Source organism: Veillonella sp. CNR 79/14, assembly GCF_003992185.1.
GTDB lineage: Bacteria > Bacillota > Negativicutes > Veillonellales > Veillonellaceae > F0422.
The window spans coordinates 57,671-74,741 of record NZ_RQVH01000003.1 but is presented as its reverse complement, the minus strand read 5'-3'; the positions used below and the strand labels follow the sequence as shown (position 1 = coordinate 74,741).

The following is a 17,071-nucleotide window of genomic DNA, read 5'->3' as shown; positions in this document are numbered from 1 at the left end:
AAGCACCAATTATATGTATAATTGGTGCTTACTTTATTTTTAATATGTAATATTCTAGCTATAAGGGTGTTTGTGTTGTAATAGATCTAAGCTATTTAATATAGTATCTACTTCATCAGCTGTGTTGTGGTAGCCAAAGGAAAAGCGAACTGTTCCTTTAGGATAGGTACCTAGTACTTGATGAGCAGTAGGAGCGCAGTGCAACCCAACTCTAGTGATAATATGATAATCTTGTTCCAGTTTGTGAGCCAGTTCTGCTGGATCACAATGAGTAGGAGAAATAGAAATCACGGCTGTCCGATTTTGAATGTCGGGAATTCCGTGAATAGTATATTTCGATAATTCTTGCAAACCACATATGAATTGCTTGGTCAAAGACAATTCATGTTGGTAAATACTCTCGATACCTATTGTATTGAGATAGGATAGACTAGCATGGAGGCCGAGGATTCCAGGAATATTGGGCGTACCTGGTTCAAAGCGATCGGGAAAGGTAGTGGGAATCTCTAAGGTATGAGAAAAACTACCTGTGCCACCACTTAGTATGGGCTGTATTTGATGAGCTACATCTTTTGTAAGGAGAAAGCCGCCGATACCTTGAGGCCCAAGTAACCCTTTATGACCAGTAAAGCATAGAACGTCGATATTCATATCTTTCATATGGATAGGTAAGATACCAGCTGATTGGGCAGCATCTACGATACATAATAGATTGTGTTCTCTGCAAAAAGCTCCGAGTTCAGCGATAGGTTGTATGGTACCGCATACATTAGAGACATGAGTCACTAGAATAGCCTTTGTAGTAGGTAAGAGAAGTGATTCTAAGGTGGAGGTAATCATTTCACCTTGAGGTGTGCTTGGAATAGTGGAGTAAGAAACACCTTTCATAGATAATTGATGGAGCGGACGCATGACTGCGTTATGCTCTAAACTGGAGATTAGGAAGTGATCACCAGCGGAAAAAAGACCTTGTAAGACCATATTTAGACTAGTTGTCACATTGGGAGTAAAGATGATGTATTTTGGACTAGGTCCACCTAATAGTTGTTGTAACTGTTGGCGTGTTTCTAGGATCAAACGTTCCACTTGGTACGCATCTTCGTTAGAGGAGCGATGAACAGAAGCTCCATTATAGGAAATGTAATCATACATAGCTTGCGCTACAGTGGGCGCTTTCGGGAAAGAGGTACTGCTATTATCTGCATAGATAGACTTCATAATTATAACTCCTTTTAATATGTATATTATATTTAGTATAAAGTAATGCGTGCAAAATATCAATTTGTAGGGACTGAAGTAAACTAGTCGAAGAGGTAATGTTTAGTAGGAGAGGTACTATGAGTGTAATAAGTGAAAAGCAAAGAATTATTATTGCTGGATTAATTATTGGTGCGATTGCTAGTTTATTAGTGCTAGCGGGAAACCCACAAAATATGGGTTTTTGTATTGCCTGTTTCATTCGTGATTCTGTAGGTGGCTTGGGTCTGCATAGAGCAGCACCAGTACAATACATTCGTCCAGAGATTATTGGATTAGTGTTAGGAGCCTTTTTATTATCTTGGTTCCGTGGAGAGAGAGCGGCTAAAGGTGGTTCCGCTCCAGCAACACGATTTACCTTAGGGTTCTTTACTATGATTGGCTGTCTTATTTTCTTAGGATGTCCATTCCGTATGATTTTGCGCTTAGCAGGTGGTGACTGGAATGCAATCATGGGTCTATTAGGATTCACAGGTGGTATTGCAGTAGGTACAGTATTCTTAAAACGTGGATATTCCTTGGGTAGAACGTACATTGTATCTAAAATGGATTCCTATATTATGCCAGCAGCACAGGTGATTCTATTAGGTCTTGTGGTGGCAGCGCCAGCGTTCATTTTCTTTACTGAAAAAGGACCAGGTGCCATTCATACTCCGTTATGGATTTCTTTAGCAGCTGGTTTAGTAGTAGGTGGCTTGGCACAATATAGCCGTCTTTGTATGGTAGGTGGTATCCGAGATATCATTTTATTTAAAGAAACAAAATTAATTCTTGGTTTTATTGCGATTCTTGTAGCAGCGTTCCTAGTGAACATTTCTGTAGGTAACTTCCATCCTGGTTTTGTGAAACAACCAATTGCGCATACAGATGGATTGTGGAACTTCTTAGGTATGGCCTTGGCAGGTTTATGCTGTACATTAATGGGTGGTTGTCCATTGCGTCAATTAATCTTATCTGGTGAAGGTAACTCCGATTCCACAATTACAGTAGTGGGCCTAGCAGCAGGCGCAGCATTCGCACATAACTTTGGATTAGCAGCCACTGGTACAGGTGTTCCAGTAGCGGGCCAAATTGCGGTAGGTGTAGGTTTTGTGATTGCCTTAGTAATTGCTGTTAAAAATATGCGTAAATAGGAAACATAGGAGGTAAGCATGATTGATGTAAGAGGACTATCTTGTCCAGAACCAGTTATTATGGTACAAAAAGCAATGGCATCAGGTGACAGTGAATATACTGTACAATCTGATTCTAAAACAGCGGTAGAAAATATTACTCGATTTGTATTGGCTCAAGGTTATACAATCGTGTCTAAAGAAGAGAATGGTGAGTATATCCTCACTGTTACAAAACAATAATATGGAATATGTAGCAACATTTTATTCTCATTTTGGAGCTATACAATTTGAACAGTTTTGTAAACAAAGAGCGATTACTGTACATTTACAGCCTGTACCGAGGTGGTTAAGCTCTTCTTGTGGTACATGTGCAATTTTCCAAGTGGATCGATGCATTGTTGAAGACATTCCTGAAGATATTTTAGAAGATATAGAGCAGGTTGTAGAGAAACAAACAGAAGGATATAGAGAGATCTATAAAAGTAATTAAACATCTTGCAAACTATATCTCATATAAAGTTGATATTAGGCATACATAAACTTAGTCTCGAATAATGATAGATTCATTGTAGTTCGAAGTAGTTTGTGTATGCCTATTTTTATAGCAATGATTGTGAGTAACATATGATGTATATGGATTATGCATATATAGATGCTTAGTATCTGAGATAATTCATATGCCAAAATCTTCATATACATGGTACAATAAGGATATAGAGATGTTGGAGTCAGGAGGTATAAGTATGCTTATGTTTATGCAAGTGCAACAGCCTAAAACAGTAGAAGAGGCACATGCACTCATGGTGAAGCAAAAGATGGCACCTATCTTAGCTGGTGGTTGCTGGACGCGATTGGGAAATCGTAAATGGCCTATGGTGATTGACTTGTCTGAATTAGGTCTCCGTTATATTGTAGAGGACGAAACGGAATACCGCATTGGTGCCATGGCTACACAGCGAGATGTAGAGGTGTACGAACCATTTAAAACATTCTGTAGAGGAGTGCTCCCAAAAGCTGTGAAAGATATTTTAGGTGTTCAATTCCGCAGTATGGCTACCATGGGGGGATCGGTAGCAGCAAAATTCGGTTTCTCTGATATTATTCCTGCCTTATTAGCATTACGAGCAGAAGTACGTTTGTTTGAAGCGGGCCGTATGCCGATAGAACAATATTTAACGTATGGAACAAGAGATTTATTACTTGAAATTATTGTGCCAAAACAAGAAGTATCCGTAGGGATTGAAGCATTACGGAAATCTACTTCAGATTTTCCTTATTTAACGGGATCTGCACGATTAGATGATCAAGGCTACTCGGTATATATTGGTTGTCGACCAGGTAACCCAGCATTAGCTGCGAAATCTTGCCAGATTATTAACGAAAAAGGATTGGACGCTTTGGATGAAGCGGTAATCTTGATTCAAGAGGATTTATCCTTTCAAAGTAACTCACATGCAAGTGCAGAGTATCGCTTAGAGATGGCAAAAAACATGTTTAAACGATTGGTAAAAGAGGTGGCACAATGGAAATAATGTTACAAGTGAACGGAGTGAAACGAAATATTCTCATCGAAACGGATGAAATGTTATTAGAAACATTGCGTAACTTAGGCTTTTACAGTGTGCGTTGCGGCTGTGATACAACAAACTGCGGTTTATGCACTGTATGGGTAGATGGTGATCCTATATTATCTTGTGCATACCCTACATTCAGAGCTGTGGGTCATGAAATCACTACCTTAGAAGGTGTAGCAGAGGAAGCTGCAGAATTAGCGGATTGTTTGGCTGAAGAAGGGGCTGATCAATGTGGCTACTGTACAACCGGTATGATGATGAGTGCCATTGCATTAAGCCGTAAATACCCAAATGCTACTGATGAGGAAATTAAAGCTTACCTAAACAACAATTTATGCCGTTGTACTGGTTATGAATCGCATATGCGAGGGATTCGTAAATTTTTAGGAGGCAAAACACTATGAAACATTTAGGACAAAGTTATAAAAAAACAGACTCCGCAACGATTTTAAGTGGTAAAGCCGCCTATACAGAAGATTTTATTCCATCCAATGCGTTATGTATTAAGATACTTCGCAGTCCTCATGCCTTTGCTAAAATTGTGGATATTAATATTGATGCCGCTTTAAAAATACCTGGTGTGGAAGCAATATATACCTATAAAGACGTGCCACAAACTCGATTTACCTTAGCTGGTCAAAGTTATCCAGAGCCATCTGCGTATGATATGTTGATTTTAGATCAAGTGGTTCGCTATGTGGGGGATGAAGTAGCTTTAGTCGTGGCTGTGGATGAACGGACAGCATTGAAAGCTATGCCTCTTATCAAAGTAAAATATGAGGTCTATGAACCAGTCTTGGATATGCATACAGCTATCGATCATCCTAGCATCATTCACGCTGAAGATGACTTTCACTATAACTTTCCAGTAGGGGGAGATCCTAAGCGAAACATTGCTTGTTCCTATAGTCATGTAGTAGGTGACTTAGAAGCAGAATTGGCAAAGTGTGATTATGTTGTAGAAGAGTCTTACTTTGACCAAGCTACCTTACAATCGGCGATGGAAACTTTTAGGACCTTTGCTACCATAGACCAATTTAATCGTCTTGTGATTACAAGTTCGACACAGGTACCATTCCATATTCGTAGACATGTGGCGCATGCTTTGGGGCTTTCTGCGGCCCAAATTCGCGTTATCAAGCCTCGTATTGGCGGTGGTTTCGGATCTAAACAAACGGGTTGTACAGAAATGTTCCCAGCTTTTGTAACATGGAAATTGAAAAAACCATCCTATATCGTGTACGATCGTCACGAAGCGAATAACTGTTCCACTAGCCGACATGCAAGGGATTGGAAAGTTCGTGTAGGTGCCACAAAAGATGGTATTATCCAAGTTATTGACATGGTAGCTGTATCCGATGCAGGAGCACATGGTAGTCATGCCTTGACTACTTTCACAGCAGGGGAACATAAATCGTTACCACTATATAATAAAACAAAAGCGATTCGCTATGAATCTAATGTAGTGTATACTAACCATATGCCAGGCGGTGCATTCCGTGGGTATGGTGCTACAGAAGCCTTGTGGCCACTGGAGTGTGCTATTACGAAGTTGGCGCATGCTATGGGTGTGGATGAAATTGATTTACGTTTGAAAAACTTAATTGGTGTAGGGGAAACTGCGCAATCCTTCCATCCAGGTGAAGTGTTGGCATCTGGTCTATTGAAAGAAGCCATCCAAAAAGCGAAAGAAATGTCTAATTGGGACAATCGTCCAAAATCATGGAAAATCGATGACCGCCATAGGGGTGGTTTAGGAGTAGCTCTTGCGTTCCAAGGATCGGGGATTGCCAATATTGACTCTGCCTCGGTAGAAGTGCGCATGCTGGATGACGGTACGTATATGTTATTTACGGGGTCAACAGATATGGGCCAAGGATCCAACACGGCGTTAGCACAAATTGCTTGTGAAACTTTGGGCTGTCCCATGGATATGATGGTTGTCTATGAAGCAGATACTGACGTTGTACCATTCGATCCAGGCTCTTATGCATCGAGTACGACTTATGTGACAGGGACTGCTACGAAACTGGCTTGTGATGAGTTGAAAGAAAAAATCTTGCAAGAATTTGGCCGTATCTTAGAAGTGGATCCAAGTACATTATCCTTTGATGGAGAAAAAGCATGGACTGAAGATGGTTCTAAAACGATGACTACCAAAGAGTTAGCGCCGAAACTTGTATCAGGACCGAAAGGACATTACTTAAGTGGTATGGCTACTTGGGGCAGTCAAACCTCTCCACCTCCTTTCATGGTGGGCATTGCAGAGGTGAAAGTAGACCTTGAAACTGGTAAAGTAACGCCTGAAAACTACTATGCAGTAGTTGACTGTGGTACTGTTGTCAATAGAAACCTAGCCACTGTACAAACAGAAGGTGGTGTTGTGCAAGGTATCGGTATGGCATTATATGAAGAAATTCGCTATTCTTCTCGTGGTGTGTTAGAAACAAACAATTTCATGCATTATAAATTACCAACACGGTTAGATACTGGTAATGTTCATGTAGACTTTGTGGAATCCTATGAACCAACTGGTGCTTACGGTATTAAATCCATTGGGGAAGTTGTTATCAATACATCTTGTCCAGCTATTCAAGGGGCTATCTTGAATGCTACAGGTGCTGAGGTAACTACATTGCCAATGATTCCAGAACGCGTGTATATGGCGTTACAAAAAAATAAGTAGAGTAAGTAATAGGAGAGTCAAGATGAGTGATAGGAAGTATTGGGAGTCCTTACTAGAACCTGGGATACTTGCTGTCGTAGGGGCTGGTGGCAAAACAACTGTTGTATCTAAACTAGGTGCTGCGGCAGTCAGTCTAGAGCGACCAGTAGTGGTAACGACTACAACAAAGATGGGATCTGAACAAGTGGCTCCTTGGAACCCCTACTATGGGGATGACCTAACACTTGGGGAAACTCATATAGAACAACAATTGGCACAAGGACGGATGGGTTCTTGGTTTCAATCCGTAGCAGGCCATAAGGTACTAGGATTAGATCCAGAGTTGCTAGATAGAGTACAAGAGCGTCATCCAGATTGGTCGATTATCATAGAGGCAGATGGAGCAAAAACTAAGTGGTTAAAAGTCCCTAAACCTCACGAACCAGTGATACCGACTAAAACGGCGACTACCATTGCAGTAGTGAATATGCAGGTGTTAGGCAAACCGCTCACAGAGGACTATGTACATCGCATAAAAGAAGTACAGGCTATCATGGAGGTTCCACTAGGGGATAGGATAACTCCAGAAGGAGTTGTAAGACTGCTACGACACGAGCAAGGTGTCTTTCAATATGCTCGGGGGAAACGGATCGTATTCTGTACAGGTTGTGATACGGTGGATTCAACAGTGGTGGATGCATTTTTACAAGCTTTGCAATCCCTTTCATTGCACAAAGTGGTGTTGGCTAATGGATATCGTGAAAATTGTTGCATACAAAGGATACTAACATGGCAATAGGATGTGTATTATTAGGGGCTGGACAATCGAAGCGTATGGGATGTGCTAAGCAATTGTTGACCTATCAAGGACATACCTTGCTAGAGAGTGCCCTCTCGAAGTATAGCAGGATACAACCTCTAGCGGTAGTTATTGACCCATGTATGGGTGTGAAGGATATGGTGCATAAGGTACAGGGGATTCCTGTGCCTAATGAGCATCCACAATGGGGGCAGGGTACATCTATCCGATTAGGAGTAGAGGCCTTATTGCAATGGGAACACACACAGAAAGAACGTTTAGAGGCAATCGTATGTGGTGTGATTGACCAACCTCTATTGAATGTGCAAGTCATTGACGACTTGTGTAACACTTTCAGAGATATTGGCGACGAGAAAGCCATTGTACAGCCACAGTATGGACCGAACCAAGAACGAGGTAATCCCGTAGTATTTGGAAGATATTGGGCGGATGCATTATGCTTAATTCCTGGAGATATGGGAGGGCGTGTCATTTTGAGAGGTGAAGGAGCTCCTCATGTTACATATGTATGGCTTGAAAGGCAATGTACTATGCATAGTGGTATAGATGTTGATACGAAAGAAGACTATGACCGTATTGTGAGCGAAGGAGGACGTTATGAAACCAATGATTCTCATCCGTAGCGGTGGAGATGTGGCATCTGGCGCTATTTATCGATTGTGGCGAGCAGGGTATCCTGTGGTGATTAATGAAATTGCGATTCCTACCATGATTCGTAGAGAAGTGTCCTATGGGAATGCAGTGCATCGAGGAGAAATGATCTTAGAGCGATTGCGCTCACGTCATGTACCTTTACAAGATGTAGCGAAATTGTTAGCTAGCCGGGAGGCAATTCCTGTGGTCACTGAGCCTTATGAAAACGTACTCACTACGATGAAACCAACCATCGTAGTGGATGCTATTTTGGCGAAGCGAAATGTGGGAACTCAAAAAAGTGATGCTCCTTTAGTCATTGGATGCGGTCCCGGATTCAATGCTGGCAAGGATGTGCATGTTGTAGTTGAAACTATGCGTGGTCATACCTTAGGACGATGTATTTATGAAGGTCCAGCTTTAGCCAATACGGGGATTCCTGGCAATGTGGGAGGCTATACTCATGAGCGAGTGATAAAATCCCCAACGGAAGGTCTATTTGTAGCGAAAAGTCATATTGGAGATCAAGTAGAGGCGGGTTCTATCATAGGCTATGTAGAGGATGTACCAGTGCATGCAAAAATTAAAGGTACTTTACGAGGTATCTTAGCCTCTAATATATTAGTAACGAAAGGCTTTAAATTAGCGGATGTGGACGCACGATGTGAAGAGAGCCATTGCTTTACTATATCAGATAAAGCATTAGCTGTCGGCGGTGGTGTGATGGAGGCCATCACTGCTTGGGAATATGAGCAGATAAAGGAGTAGTACCATGAATCTGATTGATATTGCGCAAGAACGTATGGCAAAGGATGAATCATCGTTGATTGTAACGATTTTATCTGGAGAGCGACAAGGAGATAAAGTGATGTATAGCCATACTGGTGACGTGGTGTATGGCAATGCTATTGAAGGCTTTACAGTACCTCAAAGAATAGAACCACAATTATTTTCTATTGAAGATATGGAATGTTTTCTACAACCAGTAGAAAAAGATCCAGAAGTCCTCATACTAGGGGCTGGTCACGTAAGCCGTTGTGTGGCTGACCAATTTTTATTCATTGGTTGTGGCGTTACCGTAGTGGATGACCGAGCGGAATACTTACAAGAAAACTTTTTTGATTCTCGTGTAAAACGAGTGCATTTAGATTTCAAATCATTAAAGGATAATTTGAATCTTCATGCCTATACAGGCATAGTGGTAGTCACTAGAGCTCATGAGTTCGATAGTATATGCTTGCACCAAGTGCGTCATGTGTTGCCAACCTATGTGGGTGTGATGGGCAGTCAAAAACGTATTTTCCATGCTTTTGAAGTGTTGAAAGAAGAAGGTTGGACACAGCAAGAGCTAGATATGTTATATGGCCCTATTGGATTAGATTTAGGAGCCCAAACACCAGAAGAGATAGCACTTTCTATCGTAGCAGAATACATGGCGGTGTCCTATCGTAAACAAGGTGGTTTTTTATCGAAAAAGAGGTATGCACATGAAGTATGAGTTTATAGAATATCTACAACAACATAAGCAAGATACATTGGCAGTGACAACGATTTTAAAAACTCATGGCTCCACACCACGCAAAGCGGGTACTACTATGATTGTGCATCCTGATGGATCTATCTTTGGCACCATTGGTGGTGGTCGTGCGGAAAATGAAATTCGTTTAAGTGCGGTAGATGCATTAAAAAAGAAAGAACGTTTTCGTCGTATTTATGTGGATTTGAACGATGATGTGGCGATTAAAGAAGGTATGGTCTGTGGCGGTAACATGGATGTACTCATCGAAACTTACCATGTATAACCAATAGGTTTACTAGAAAAAAATACCAATATAGGATACAATAAAAGGGTACATGCATGAGCATGTACCCTTATTTGTATTAGAAAGGATAGGAGATATTCTATGCTGTTTCAATTACAAACTACATTAGCCACATTGCGGTTCTTAGATATCGTAGATATTATATTTGTAGCGACGCTATTTTATTGGTTATATCGTCTAGTTAAAAATACAAGAGCCTTAGGCTTATTAAAAGGCTTGGGTGTGTTAGTTGTTCTTAATATTGTGGCACACTTCATGGGTTTGCATACCATAAGTTGGATTATGCAACAAAGTGTGGCAGTCCTTATGATTGCGTTACCTATTGTGTTTCAGCCAGAATTACGACGTCTCTTGGAACAATTGGGTAGTGGTACTGGATTTTTCTCATCCCGTACTAAAATTTCTAAAGAAGAGCTCACATCCATTGTGAAAGAAGTAGTTATTGCTTGCCGTAGTATGTCTCGTCGCAAGATAGGGGCTCTCATGGTCTTTGAACGAAAGATGAAGCTAGATGTATTATCTATGCAAGGGACTCGTATTGACGGACTCGTGACTAGTGAATTATTGATGAATTTATTTTATCCTAAATCTCCTCTTCATGATGGAGCAGTGATCATTCGTAATGGCCGTATTGAGACTGCCGCAAGCTTACTTCCAGTAAGTCAAAATCGTGATGTGAGTAAAGAATTGGGTACACGACACCGCTCAGCTTTGGGGCAAAGTGAAGAAAGCGATGCCTTAGTGGTAGTGGTTAGCGAAGAGACGGGACAAATTTCTTATGCCTTAGGAGGGCAGATTCACCGTGGTGTCACAGAAGATACGTTGCGCACAGTTATGTTGTCCTTATTGGAGCCAACACCAAGTGCAGTCAGTTCTTTACTTAAAATAAAACGAGGTGAATCGAAATGATGCATTGGATAACAGGTTTAAAACATAATTGGGGGATGAAATTATTTTGTCTATTTTGTGCCATTGGTATGTGGGTATTTGTTATGAAGGACCAAAATCCTGTGATAGAGATGACATATACTGTACCAGTACAAGTGCAAAACTTGGATCCCAACTATTTAGTAGAAGGTGTACCTACGGAAGTGCGTGTCCATTTACGAGGACCTCGCAATGCTATCTTTGATATTAATCCGTCTGTACTGAAAGCCTATGTAAATTTAAAGAATGCTCATGTAGGACAGGAAAATATAGCCATTAACTTTACGGCACCTACAGGGACTTTCATTGACAGTATGACCCCTGAAAATGTGACCGTTACGGTGGATGAATATATGGTAAAAGAATTGCAAGTGCAGGCACAACCATTGGGGACAGTGCCTAATGACATTGCCATTAAAGAGTCTAAAATTATGCCTACGACGGTAACTATTGCGGGGCCAGCTCACCTTGTGAGCAAGGCTACTTATGCGGTGATTCGGATTAATTTAGATAAACATCGTGAAAGCTTTACTGAAGTAGGAGAAATTCTGCCAGTAGATACATCTGGAAATGTGGTAGAAGGTCTTACTGTTACACCAAAGGGAGCTCAAATTCAATATGATTTAGAGCGTATTCGTATGGAGAAAAAGGTACCTGTTCAAGCCAATGTAGTAGGTAATGTGCCAGTTGGATATACAGTGAAACGAGTGGTAGTGGAACCAAAAGAATTGACGATTGTAGGAAAAGAATCCATTTTAAATGGTATTGATGGAGTGAAAACCATTGATATTCCAGTCAATGGCGCTACAGGTAGTTTTACGGGGAACTATAGCTTTGTATTACCAGAAGGTGTGGCTACGTCGACAGACCGAGTTGTAGTAAAAGTAGAAATAGAACCTCATATGTAGGAGATAGTCATGTTACGTATCATAAACTTTCGGATACCCGTACAAGATGCTGAACGGTTAGAAGAATTATTGATTAAAAAATATAGCCCTTTACAAGGACGTATTACAGCAATTCATGTGGTACGACGGGCTGTGGATGCGAGAAAGAAACCGCATATTACTTTCGTGTACACTATGTTCTTAGAAGTAGACCAAGAACAACAATTGATGAAAAAACTAAGTCGGTATAAAGATATTACTTTGATGGAACCTGAAATGCCGGAACCTATTGTGCGTGGTACTATGCCTATGCAACATCGACCAGTGGTGGTAGGTTTTGGACCGGCGGGCATGCTAGCGGCCTTTTACTTAGCTCGAGAAGGGTATCGTCCTATCGTGTTAGAACGAGGTCAAGATGTAGACCAACGTACCTTAGATGTAGAACAGTTTTGGAAAGAAGGTATTTTCAAACCTGAATCGAATGTACAGTTTGGTGAAGGTGGAGCAGGTACCTTTTCAGACGGTAAATTAACCACTCGTGTAACCCATCCAAGACTTCATGAGATTGCTACGTACTTTGTAGAATTTGGAGCTCCTGAAGAAATTTTATATAAACATAAACCTCATGTAGGAACAGATATTTTGCGCCATATGGTAAAAGCTATGCGACAGCAGATTATTGCATGGGGTGGAGAAGTTCGTTTTGGTGCGCAAGTTACAGATATTGAAGTACAAGACCAAGTTGTAACCGGTGTTGTTATTAATGGAACAGAACGAATCCCTGCAGATATTGTGATGTTAGGAGTTGGTCATAGTGCGCGCGATACCTATCGTATGCTCTATGACAGAGGTGTTCATTTAGAAGGGAAATCCTTTGCTATCGGTGTTCGTATCGAGCATGATCAAGATGTGATCGATACGTCACAATATGGAGTGCATCCAGCAGATATTGGATTAGGAGCTGCAGAATATTCCTTGGTGTATCACGATAAAGAACAAGATCGTTCTTGCTATAGTTTCTGTATGTGCCCAGGAGGACAAGTGGTTGCCAGCGCGTCCGAAGAGGGAGGCGTTGTGACCAATGGTATGAGTTTATACGCTCGTGACAGTGGGATTGCGAATAGTGCGTTGGTGGTCACGGTAGGACCTCGAGACTTTGGAGATCATCCATTAGCTGGGGTGGACTTTCAACGAAAATGGGAAGAACAGGCTTTTATCGTGGGAGGTCGCAATTACCATGCGCCAATTCAGACGGTAGGGCATTTCTTAGGTCGTACAGAGACAAATGATGTACAACGTAAGGCATATAGCTATGAACCTGGTGTGACACCAGCAGATATTCGCCAATGCTTGCCGGAGTATGTGACGAATACATTAGCGGAGGCGTTGCCATATTTTGGGAGACGCATACAAGGTTTTGATGCGGACCATGTGTGTATGACTGGGGTGGAAACACGAACATCAGCACCGCTTCGCATCGTGCGAGACGAAAATAGACTTTCACAGTCCACGAAGGGATTATATCCCATCGGGGAAGGTGCAGGATATGCAGGAGGCATCATGAGTGCCGCCTTAGATGGGGCAGAAACTGCCATACTAATTATGAATACATATGGCCCTTTGAAAGGAGATCATCATGAGTAGATTATTCGGTACAGATGGGGTACGAGGTTTAGTGAATGAATTTTTAACGCCAGAGTTGGCCTATCATTTAGGTCGTGCAGCGGCGTCTTACTTTGGACAATCCGTTGATCGTCCAACCTTCTTAATTGGACGTGACACACGTATATCGGGAGGTATGCTAGAAAATGCCTTAGCCTCTGGTATTTGCGCTGTAGGTGGAGATGTGATTATTTTAGGAGAAGCACCGACACCAGCGATTGCCTATTTAGTGCGTCAGAAAGGATGTACTGCAGGGGTTGTCATTTCTGCATCCCATAATCCGTATCCAGATAATGGTATTAAATTCTTCGACGGTAATGGATTTAAATTGCCAGATGCTGTAGAAGATGAAATTGAAAAATTATGTACAGCTAGTGCAGACGATTGCTTGCCACGACCAACAAAAGGTGATATTGGTCAAATCTTCTACCATCAAGACTGGGTGGAAGAATATGTAAACTTCGTAGTATCCACTAGTGATATGCTAACTGGTTTGAAAGTAGTCTATGACGGAGCCCATGGGGCAGCTTCTTATGTGGGGCCTAAGATCCTTCGCCAATTAGGAGCAGAGGTAGTTGCTATCAATGTAACACCAACGGGTACAAATATTAACGATAATGCAGGGTCTACTCATTTAGAGGGCTTGCAAGAGGCAGTGCTAAGAGAAGGCGCTCAGGTTGGTATTGCCAATGATGGTGATGCAGATCGTTGTTTAATGGTTGATGAAAAAGGCCAAGTCTTAGACGGTGACCAAATTATGTTGCTTTGCGGTTTACACTTGAAAGAGCAAGGTAAATTGAAAGAGAACATGATTGTAGGCACAGTGATGAGCAATATCGGATTCCATAAGGCGGCTAAAGAATTGGGTATGCAAACATGTAGCACTGCTGTGGGAGACCGTTATGTGTTGGAAAAAATGCTAGCTGAAGGGTATTCGATTGGTGGTGAACAGTCTGGACATGTGATCTTCTTGGATTACAATAGCACTGGCGATGGTTTATTGACGGCAGTACAAACCTTATCCATTATGAAAGAAAAAGGAAAATCCCTATCGGAGCTAGCTGGTTTGATGACGAAATACCCACAATTGTTGGTGAATGTACGCGTCTTAACTAAAGCAGGTTGGGAAACGAATACAGCCATCCAAGATGTTATTCGTGAAGCAGAAGAAGAACTGGGTGCTAATGGTCGTATCTTAGTGCGTCCATCTGGTACTGAGCCATTGATTCGCGTTATGGCGGAAGGTCCGGAGCAAGAACAATTGGATGAATTATGCCATCGTATTGGACATGTAATCCGCATTGAACAAGGAGAAGCCTAATGTTTCGGTTAGTGACGGATGAAGAAACCTATGAACAGGGAACTTGGCACGATGTAGAGAAGGTATTACATCAAATTGTAGCAGATGAACGCGTGTTCTTTAGTTTGTTTTGGGACACACCAAAAGAAAACTGCCACTTTGTCCAAGCTATTATGGATGAAGATCATCCAGATCAATTAAATCTGGAAATTGCTTTAGATATAGACGGATATAATCACATGTATGTAAAACGATATGTCACTACCAAGTGGTGTATAGAGACTTTACAATCCATGGATAGAGAGAGTCGTATACCAGATGTAACCGATTGGGAGTTCGTTGGAGCATTTCCACAAGGATAGACTTTTACATATACAAAAAGAGGAAAGTTGATAATTTTTAATTAACTTTCCTCTTTTTATTAGGAACTAGTTTGTTACAGTCCCTTTATAGTTAGTTATAGATTATTCTGCAATCGGTGCTTGTAATAATTGATTGCCTGTATCCATACCAACTGGAGCAGGGCTTACCAAATATAGGCAAAGCACGATGAGGATGGTTAAACCGATGATTAACCAAGAGAATTTACCAGACTTACTGAATCCGTAGTATCCAAACATGCGGATACCGAAGGCACAACCAACGGCAGCAATTAAGGAGGCCAAAGAGAATTGATTTTCTAGTACAAACAAAACCATGGTACCAGCAAAAGCACCAATCACTGTGACCATAGGCACAATGCGATCAAATGGAGATGGGAAATTTCGTTTTACCCCATGAATATAGGAGGAGATTTCCAATCCGAATAGGCCTAATAGTAGGGATAGGGATGGCCAAACAGCAGTCCAAGATTGCCGCATAGCATAGCGATTAGCACCTACATAGTAGGCAAACCAAGTTAAGCCTAACATGGCAATACCTACCAAAAGGAAGTACCATGTATCAGGAATATGACGGTATGCTAAGACACCAACAATAGTCCAACCAGCTGCAAGTAAGGAGGAAACTCCAATTTGTCGTAGGGTAGGACGCTCTGCTTGTGGAATGCGTTTGTATAAGGCTGCACCTAATTCCAAGATAAAGAAGAAAATAAATAAACCGATAGATAAGTGCGGAGATACGAGACTTAATCCAAAAGAGATAACAAGAGGGATCGCTAACTTCCAACCTGGAAAGAAGGTCAACTCTTTAAAATCTAATCGTACATCCTGTGTTTCTAAGGTGAATGTATTATACAAAGTGAATGTCAACATAAATGACACAACTTCTACTGGTGTAGCACCCCAATATAATAGGGTCGGTACCAGTAAGAATGAGATGGTAATCCCCGTAAACCGGGAGATAAACGCTGCTACGATACCTATCGTAAAGTAAGGTAGTAGGGCAAAGATATACTCCATGATGAACTCCTTTTCAAATAATGATAGACTTACTTTTAGTATACGTTACTTTAGAGCGCATAGCAAGGATATCAATGGATAGATTTTTCTTTAGGTAATATATCTTTTACAATGCGACGAATCGTTTCTGGATGGCATCCGTAATGGGTGGCAATTTCAGCTATGGAAAGTCCTTCTCGTTGGTGGAAGGTCTGTATAGCATGGGCGAAGTCGCGGATACGTCGTGCTTTTTGATAGACCCCATGACGGATTAATAGATTACGAATAGTATGATACTTAGTCTGATAGGTGCTCGCTAATTGTTGTAAGGAGGTACCTTGTACATAGTCAGAAATAATGGAGTATGTAGGAAGTTGATCTTTATTCCCACGTAATATAATCCCTTGTTCTCGTAATCTCGAGGCAATGGTAGAGGCTTTGACATCATATAGTTTACCAATATGAATGGTAGAGAGTTTGTGTTGTGTATAGAGATGACAAATATCATCGATAGGTAAGTCAATGCGTTTCATACTATTTCGAAGAGGAATACCATGACGTTGTAAGATATGAATAATCGTAGAAGGTGCCACCTGTAATTCTCGACCAATCATGGCGGCACTAGATCCTTTATCGTAGGATTCTAGGATATAGGAGATAGGTAATGCTGTTAGGGAAGAACTAGGGCGAGGTTCTTTTAGGTGCCATTCATGTAAACGGCTATAGATGGTTCGAGAGGACACATGAAAGTGCTGGGCGATGGCGTTGATGGATGTACCATTTGTATAGAGTGCAATTAGTTCTTCTTTGGGAATGCAGGGAGTTCTATTGTGAAAAGGAATCTCATAGTCTCGTAGGCGTTGACAAATAGTGCTTTGACTGCAGTGTAATTGCTTGGCAATAGTGCTTGTGCTTATGTGTTTCGTCACATATAAGTGGTATAGTAATTCATAAGGAATGGGAATAATGAACTTTTTTTGCTGCCTCATAAGATGCCTCCTTGTGAAAGATAGATTACTTTCAGTATGC

At 41.3% G+C, this 17,071-nt stretch carries 19 protein-coding genes; 16 read left to right on the top strand and 3 right to left on the bottom strand.

Annotation, left to right across the window (positions count from 1 at the left end; all coding sequences use genetic code 11):
• Nucleotides 1-54: 54 nt before the first annotated feature.
• Nucleotides 55-1,218: an aminotransferase class V-fold PLP-dependent enzyme gene (locus tag EO119_RS01420; RefSeq protein ID WP_126940406.1), complete on the bottom strand. Its 1,164-nt coding sequence runs from the start codon at nucleotides 1,216-1,218 to the stop codon at nucleotides 55-57.
• A gap of 119 nt (nucleotides 1,219-1,337) precedes the next feature.
• On the opposite strand from EO119_RS01420, the gene yedE reads away from it, so the two are divergent.
• From yedE to EO119_RS01340, 16 genes are all read left to right on the top strand, one after another.
• Entirely contained in the window at nucleotides 1,338-2,390 is a 1,053-nt protein-coding gene (gene yedE, locus EO119_RS01415) for a YedE family putative selenium transporter (protein ID WP_126940405.1), read from the top strand.
• 18 nt (nucleotides 2,391-2,408) lie between these two features.
• Nucleotides 2,409-2,612 carry a sulfurtransferase TusA family protein gene (locus tag EO119_RS01410; protein WP_126940404.1) on the top strand — a complete coding sequence of 68 codons (204 nt, stop codon included), beginning with the start codon at nucleotides 2,409-2,411 and terminating at the stop codon, nucleotides 2,610-2,612.
• 1 nt (nucleotide 2,613) lies between these two features.
• A complete protein-coding gene (locus EO119_RS01405; protein WP_126940403.1) occupies nucleotides 2,614-2,862 on the top strand; it encodes a DUF3343 domain-containing protein in 249 nt (82 codons plus the stop codon).
• 253 nt (nucleotides 2,863-3,115) lie between these two features.
• On the top strand, nucleotides 3,116-3,904 hold the full coding sequence (locus tag EO119_RS01400; RefSeq protein ID WP_126940402.1) for a xanthine dehydrogenase family protein subunit M: 789 nt from the start codon (nucleotides 3,116-3,118) through the stop codon (nucleotides 3,902-3,904).
• The gene (locus EO119_RS01395) at nucleotides 3,895-4,350 is read left to right on the top strand and encodes a (2Fe-2S)-binding protein (RefSeq protein WP_009353384.1); all 456 of its coding nucleotides are present in this window, start codon (nucleotides 3,895-3,897) and stop codon (nucleotides 4,348-4,350) included. The genes EO119_RS01400 and EO119_RS01395 overlap by 10 nt, the downstream gene beginning before the upstream one ends.
• Entirely contained in the window at nucleotides 4,347-6,632 is a 2,286-nt protein-coding gene (locus EO119_RS01390) for a xanthine dehydrogenase family protein molybdopterin-binding subunit (RefSeq protein ID WP_126940401.1), read from the top strand. Before EO119_RS01395 ends, EO119_RS01390 begins: the two co-directional genes overlap by 4 nt.
• A gap of 22 nt (nucleotides 6,633-6,654) precedes the next feature.
• A complete protein-coding gene (yqeC, locus tag EO119_RS01385; RefSeq protein WP_126940400.1) occupies nucleotides 6,655-7,410 on the top strand; it encodes a selenium cofactor biosynthesis protein YqeC in 756 nt (251 codons plus the stop codon).
• Nucleotides 7,401-8,054, top strand: a complete 654-nt coding sequence (locus EO119_RS01380; RefSeq protein WP_126940399.1) for an NTP transferase domain-containing protein — start codon at nucleotides 7,401-7,403, stop codon at nucleotides 8,052-8,054. Before yqeC ends, EO119_RS01380 begins: the two co-directional genes overlap by 10 nt.
• Nucleotides 8,029-8,832, top strand: a complete 804-nt coding sequence (gene yqeB, locus EO119_RS01375) for a selenium-dependent molybdenum cofactor biosynthesis protein YqeB (RefSeq protein WP_126940398.1) — start codon at nucleotides 8,029-8,031, stop codon at nucleotides 8,830-8,832. Before EO119_RS01380 ends, yqeB begins: the two co-directional genes overlap by 26 nt.
• A 4-nt stretch (nucleotides 8,833-8,836) precedes the next feature.
• Complete coding sequence (locus EO119_RS01370; RefSeq protein WP_126940397.1) at nucleotides 8,837-9,562, top strand: XdhC family protein; 726 nt, start codon at nucleotides 8,837-8,839, stop codon at nucleotides 9,560-9,562.
• Complete coding sequence (locus tag EO119_RS01365; protein WP_062401615.1) at nucleotides 9,552-9,866, top strand: XdhC family protein; 315 nt, start codon at nucleotides 9,552-9,554, stop codon at nucleotides 9,864-9,866. The genes EO119_RS01370 and EO119_RS01365 overlap by 11 nt, the downstream gene beginning before the upstream one ends.
• 102 nt (nucleotides 9,867-9,968) lie before the next feature.
• The gene (gene cdaA, locus EO119_RS01360; RefSeq protein WP_126940396.1) at nucleotides 9,969-10,796 is read left to right on the top strand and encodes a diadenylate cyclase CdaA; all 828 of its coding nucleotides are present in this window, start codon (nucleotides 9,969-9,971) and stop codon (nucleotides 10,794-10,796) included.
• Nucleotides 10,793-11,722, top strand: coding sequence for a YbbR-like domain-containing protein (locus EO119_RS01355; protein WP_126940395.1), 930 nt, complete (start codon nucleotides 10,793-10,795; stop codon nucleotides 11,720-11,722). Before cdaA ends, EO119_RS01355 begins: the two co-directional genes overlap by 4 nt.
• Before the next feature lie 9 nt (nucleotides 11,723-11,731).
• On the top strand, nucleotides 11,732-13,345 hold the full coding sequence (locus tag EO119_RS01350; RefSeq protein ID WP_126940394.1) for an NAD(P)/FAD-dependent oxidoreductase: 1,614 nt from the start codon (nucleotides 11,732-11,734) through the stop codon (nucleotides 13,343-13,345).
• The gene (glmM, locus tag EO119_RS01345; RefSeq protein WP_062401625.1) at nucleotides 13,338-14,684 is read left to right on the top strand and encodes a phosphoglucosamine mutase; all 1,347 of its coding nucleotides are present in this window, start codon (nucleotides 13,338-13,340) and stop codon (nucleotides 14,682-14,684) included. Before EO119_RS01350 ends, glmM begins: the two co-directional genes overlap by 8 nt.
• Complete coding sequence (locus EO119_RS01340; RefSeq protein WP_126940393.1) at nucleotides 14,684-15,025, top strand: hypothetical protein; 342 nt, start codon at nucleotides 14,684-14,686, stop codon at nucleotides 15,023-15,025. Before glmM ends, EO119_RS01340 begins: the two co-directional genes overlap by 1 nt.
• A gap of 102 nt (nucleotides 15,026-15,127) precedes the next feature.
• Here EO119_RS01340 and EO119_RS01335 read toward each other — a convergent pair whose 3' ends face one another.
• On the bottom strand, nucleotides 15,128-16,063 hold the full coding sequence (locus EO119_RS01335; protein WP_009353371.1) for a hypothetical protein: 936 nt from the start codon (nucleotides 16,061-16,063) through the stop codon (nucleotides 15,128-15,130).
• A 71-nt stretch (nucleotides 16,064-16,134) separates the two neighbouring features.
• On the bottom strand, nucleotides 16,135-17,031 hold the full coding sequence (locus tag EO119_RS01330) for a helix-turn-helix domain-containing protein (protein ID WP_062401634.1): 897 nt from the start codon (nucleotides 17,029-17,031) through the stop codon (nucleotides 16,135-16,137).
• Between the last annotated feature and the right edge of the window lie 40 nt (nucleotides 17,032-17,071).

Excerpts from the sequence above, each read along its gene's own strand:
- EO119_RS01420 (WP_126940406.1), bottom strand. The coding sequence starts at position 1,218 with ATGAAGTCTATCTATGCAGATAATAGCAGTACCTCTTTCCCGAAAGCG.
- yedE (WP_126940405.1), top strand. The coding sequence starts at position 1,338 with ATGAGTGTAATAAGTGAAAAGCAAAGAATTATTATTGCTGGATTAATT.
- EO119_RS01410 (WP_126940404.1), top strand. The coding sequence starts at position 2,409 with ATGATTGATGTAAGAGGACTATCTTGTCCAGAACCAGTTATTATGGTA.
- EO119_RS01405 (WP_126940403.1), top strand. The coding sequence starts at position 2,614 with ATGGAATATGTAGCAACATTTTATTCTCATTTTGGAGCTATACAATTT.
- EO119_RS01400 (WP_126940402.1), top strand. The coding sequence starts at position 3,116 with ATGCTTATGTTTATGCAAGTGCAACAGCCTAAAACAGTAGAAGAGGCA.
- EO119_RS01395 (WP_009353384.1), top strand. The coding sequence starts at position 3,895 with ATGGAAATAATGTTACAAGTGAACGGAGTGAAACGAAATATTCTCATC.
- EO119_RS01390 (WP_126940401.1), top strand. The coding sequence starts at position 4,347 with ATGAAACATTTAGGACAAAGTTATAAAAAAACAGACTCCGCAACGATT.
- yqeC (WP_126940400.1), top strand. The coding sequence starts at position 6,655 with ATGAGTGATAGGAAGTATTGGGAGTCCTTACTAGAACCTGGGATACTT.
- EO119_RS01380 (WP_126940399.1), top strand. The coding sequence starts at position 7,401 with ATGGCAATAGGATGTGTATTATTAGGGGCTGGACAATCGAAGCGTATG.
- yqeB (WP_126940398.1), top strand. The coding sequence starts at position 8,029 with ATGAAACCAATGATTCTCATCCGTAGCGGTGGAGATGTGGCATCTGGC.
- EO119_RS01370 (WP_126940397.1), top strand. The coding sequence starts at position 8,837 with ATGAATCTGATTGATATTGCGCAAGAACGTATGGCAAAGGATGAATCA.
- EO119_RS01365 (WP_062401615.1), top strand. The coding sequence starts at position 9,552 with ATGAAGTATGAGTTTATAGAATATCTACAACAACATAAGCAAGATACA.
- cdaA (WP_126940396.1), top strand. The coding sequence starts at position 9,969 with ATGCTGTTTCAATTACAAACTACATTAGCCACATTGCGGTTCTTAGAT.
- EO119_RS01355 (WP_126940395.1), top strand. The coding sequence starts at position 10,793 with ATGATGCATTGGATAACAGGTTTAAAACATAATTGGGGGATGAAATTA.
- EO119_RS01350 (WP_126940394.1), top strand. The coding sequence starts at position 11,732 with ATGTTACGTATCATAAACTTTCGGATACCCGTACAAGATGCTGAACGG.
- glmM (WP_062401625.1), top strand. The coding sequence starts at position 13,338 with ATGAGTAGATTATTCGGTACAGATGGGGTACGAGGTTTAGTGAATGAA.
- EO119_RS01340 (WP_126940393.1), top strand. The coding sequence starts at position 14,684 with ATGTTTCGGTTAGTGACGGATGAAGAAACCTATGAACAGGGAACTTGG.
- EO119_RS01335 (WP_009353371.1), bottom strand. The coding sequence starts at position 16,063 with ATGGAGTATATCTTTGCCCTACTACCTTACTTTACGATAGGTATCGTA.
- EO119_RS01330 (WP_062401634.1), bottom strand. The coding sequence starts at position 17,031 with ATGAGGCAGCAAAAAAAGTTCATTATTCCCATTCCTTATGAATTACTA.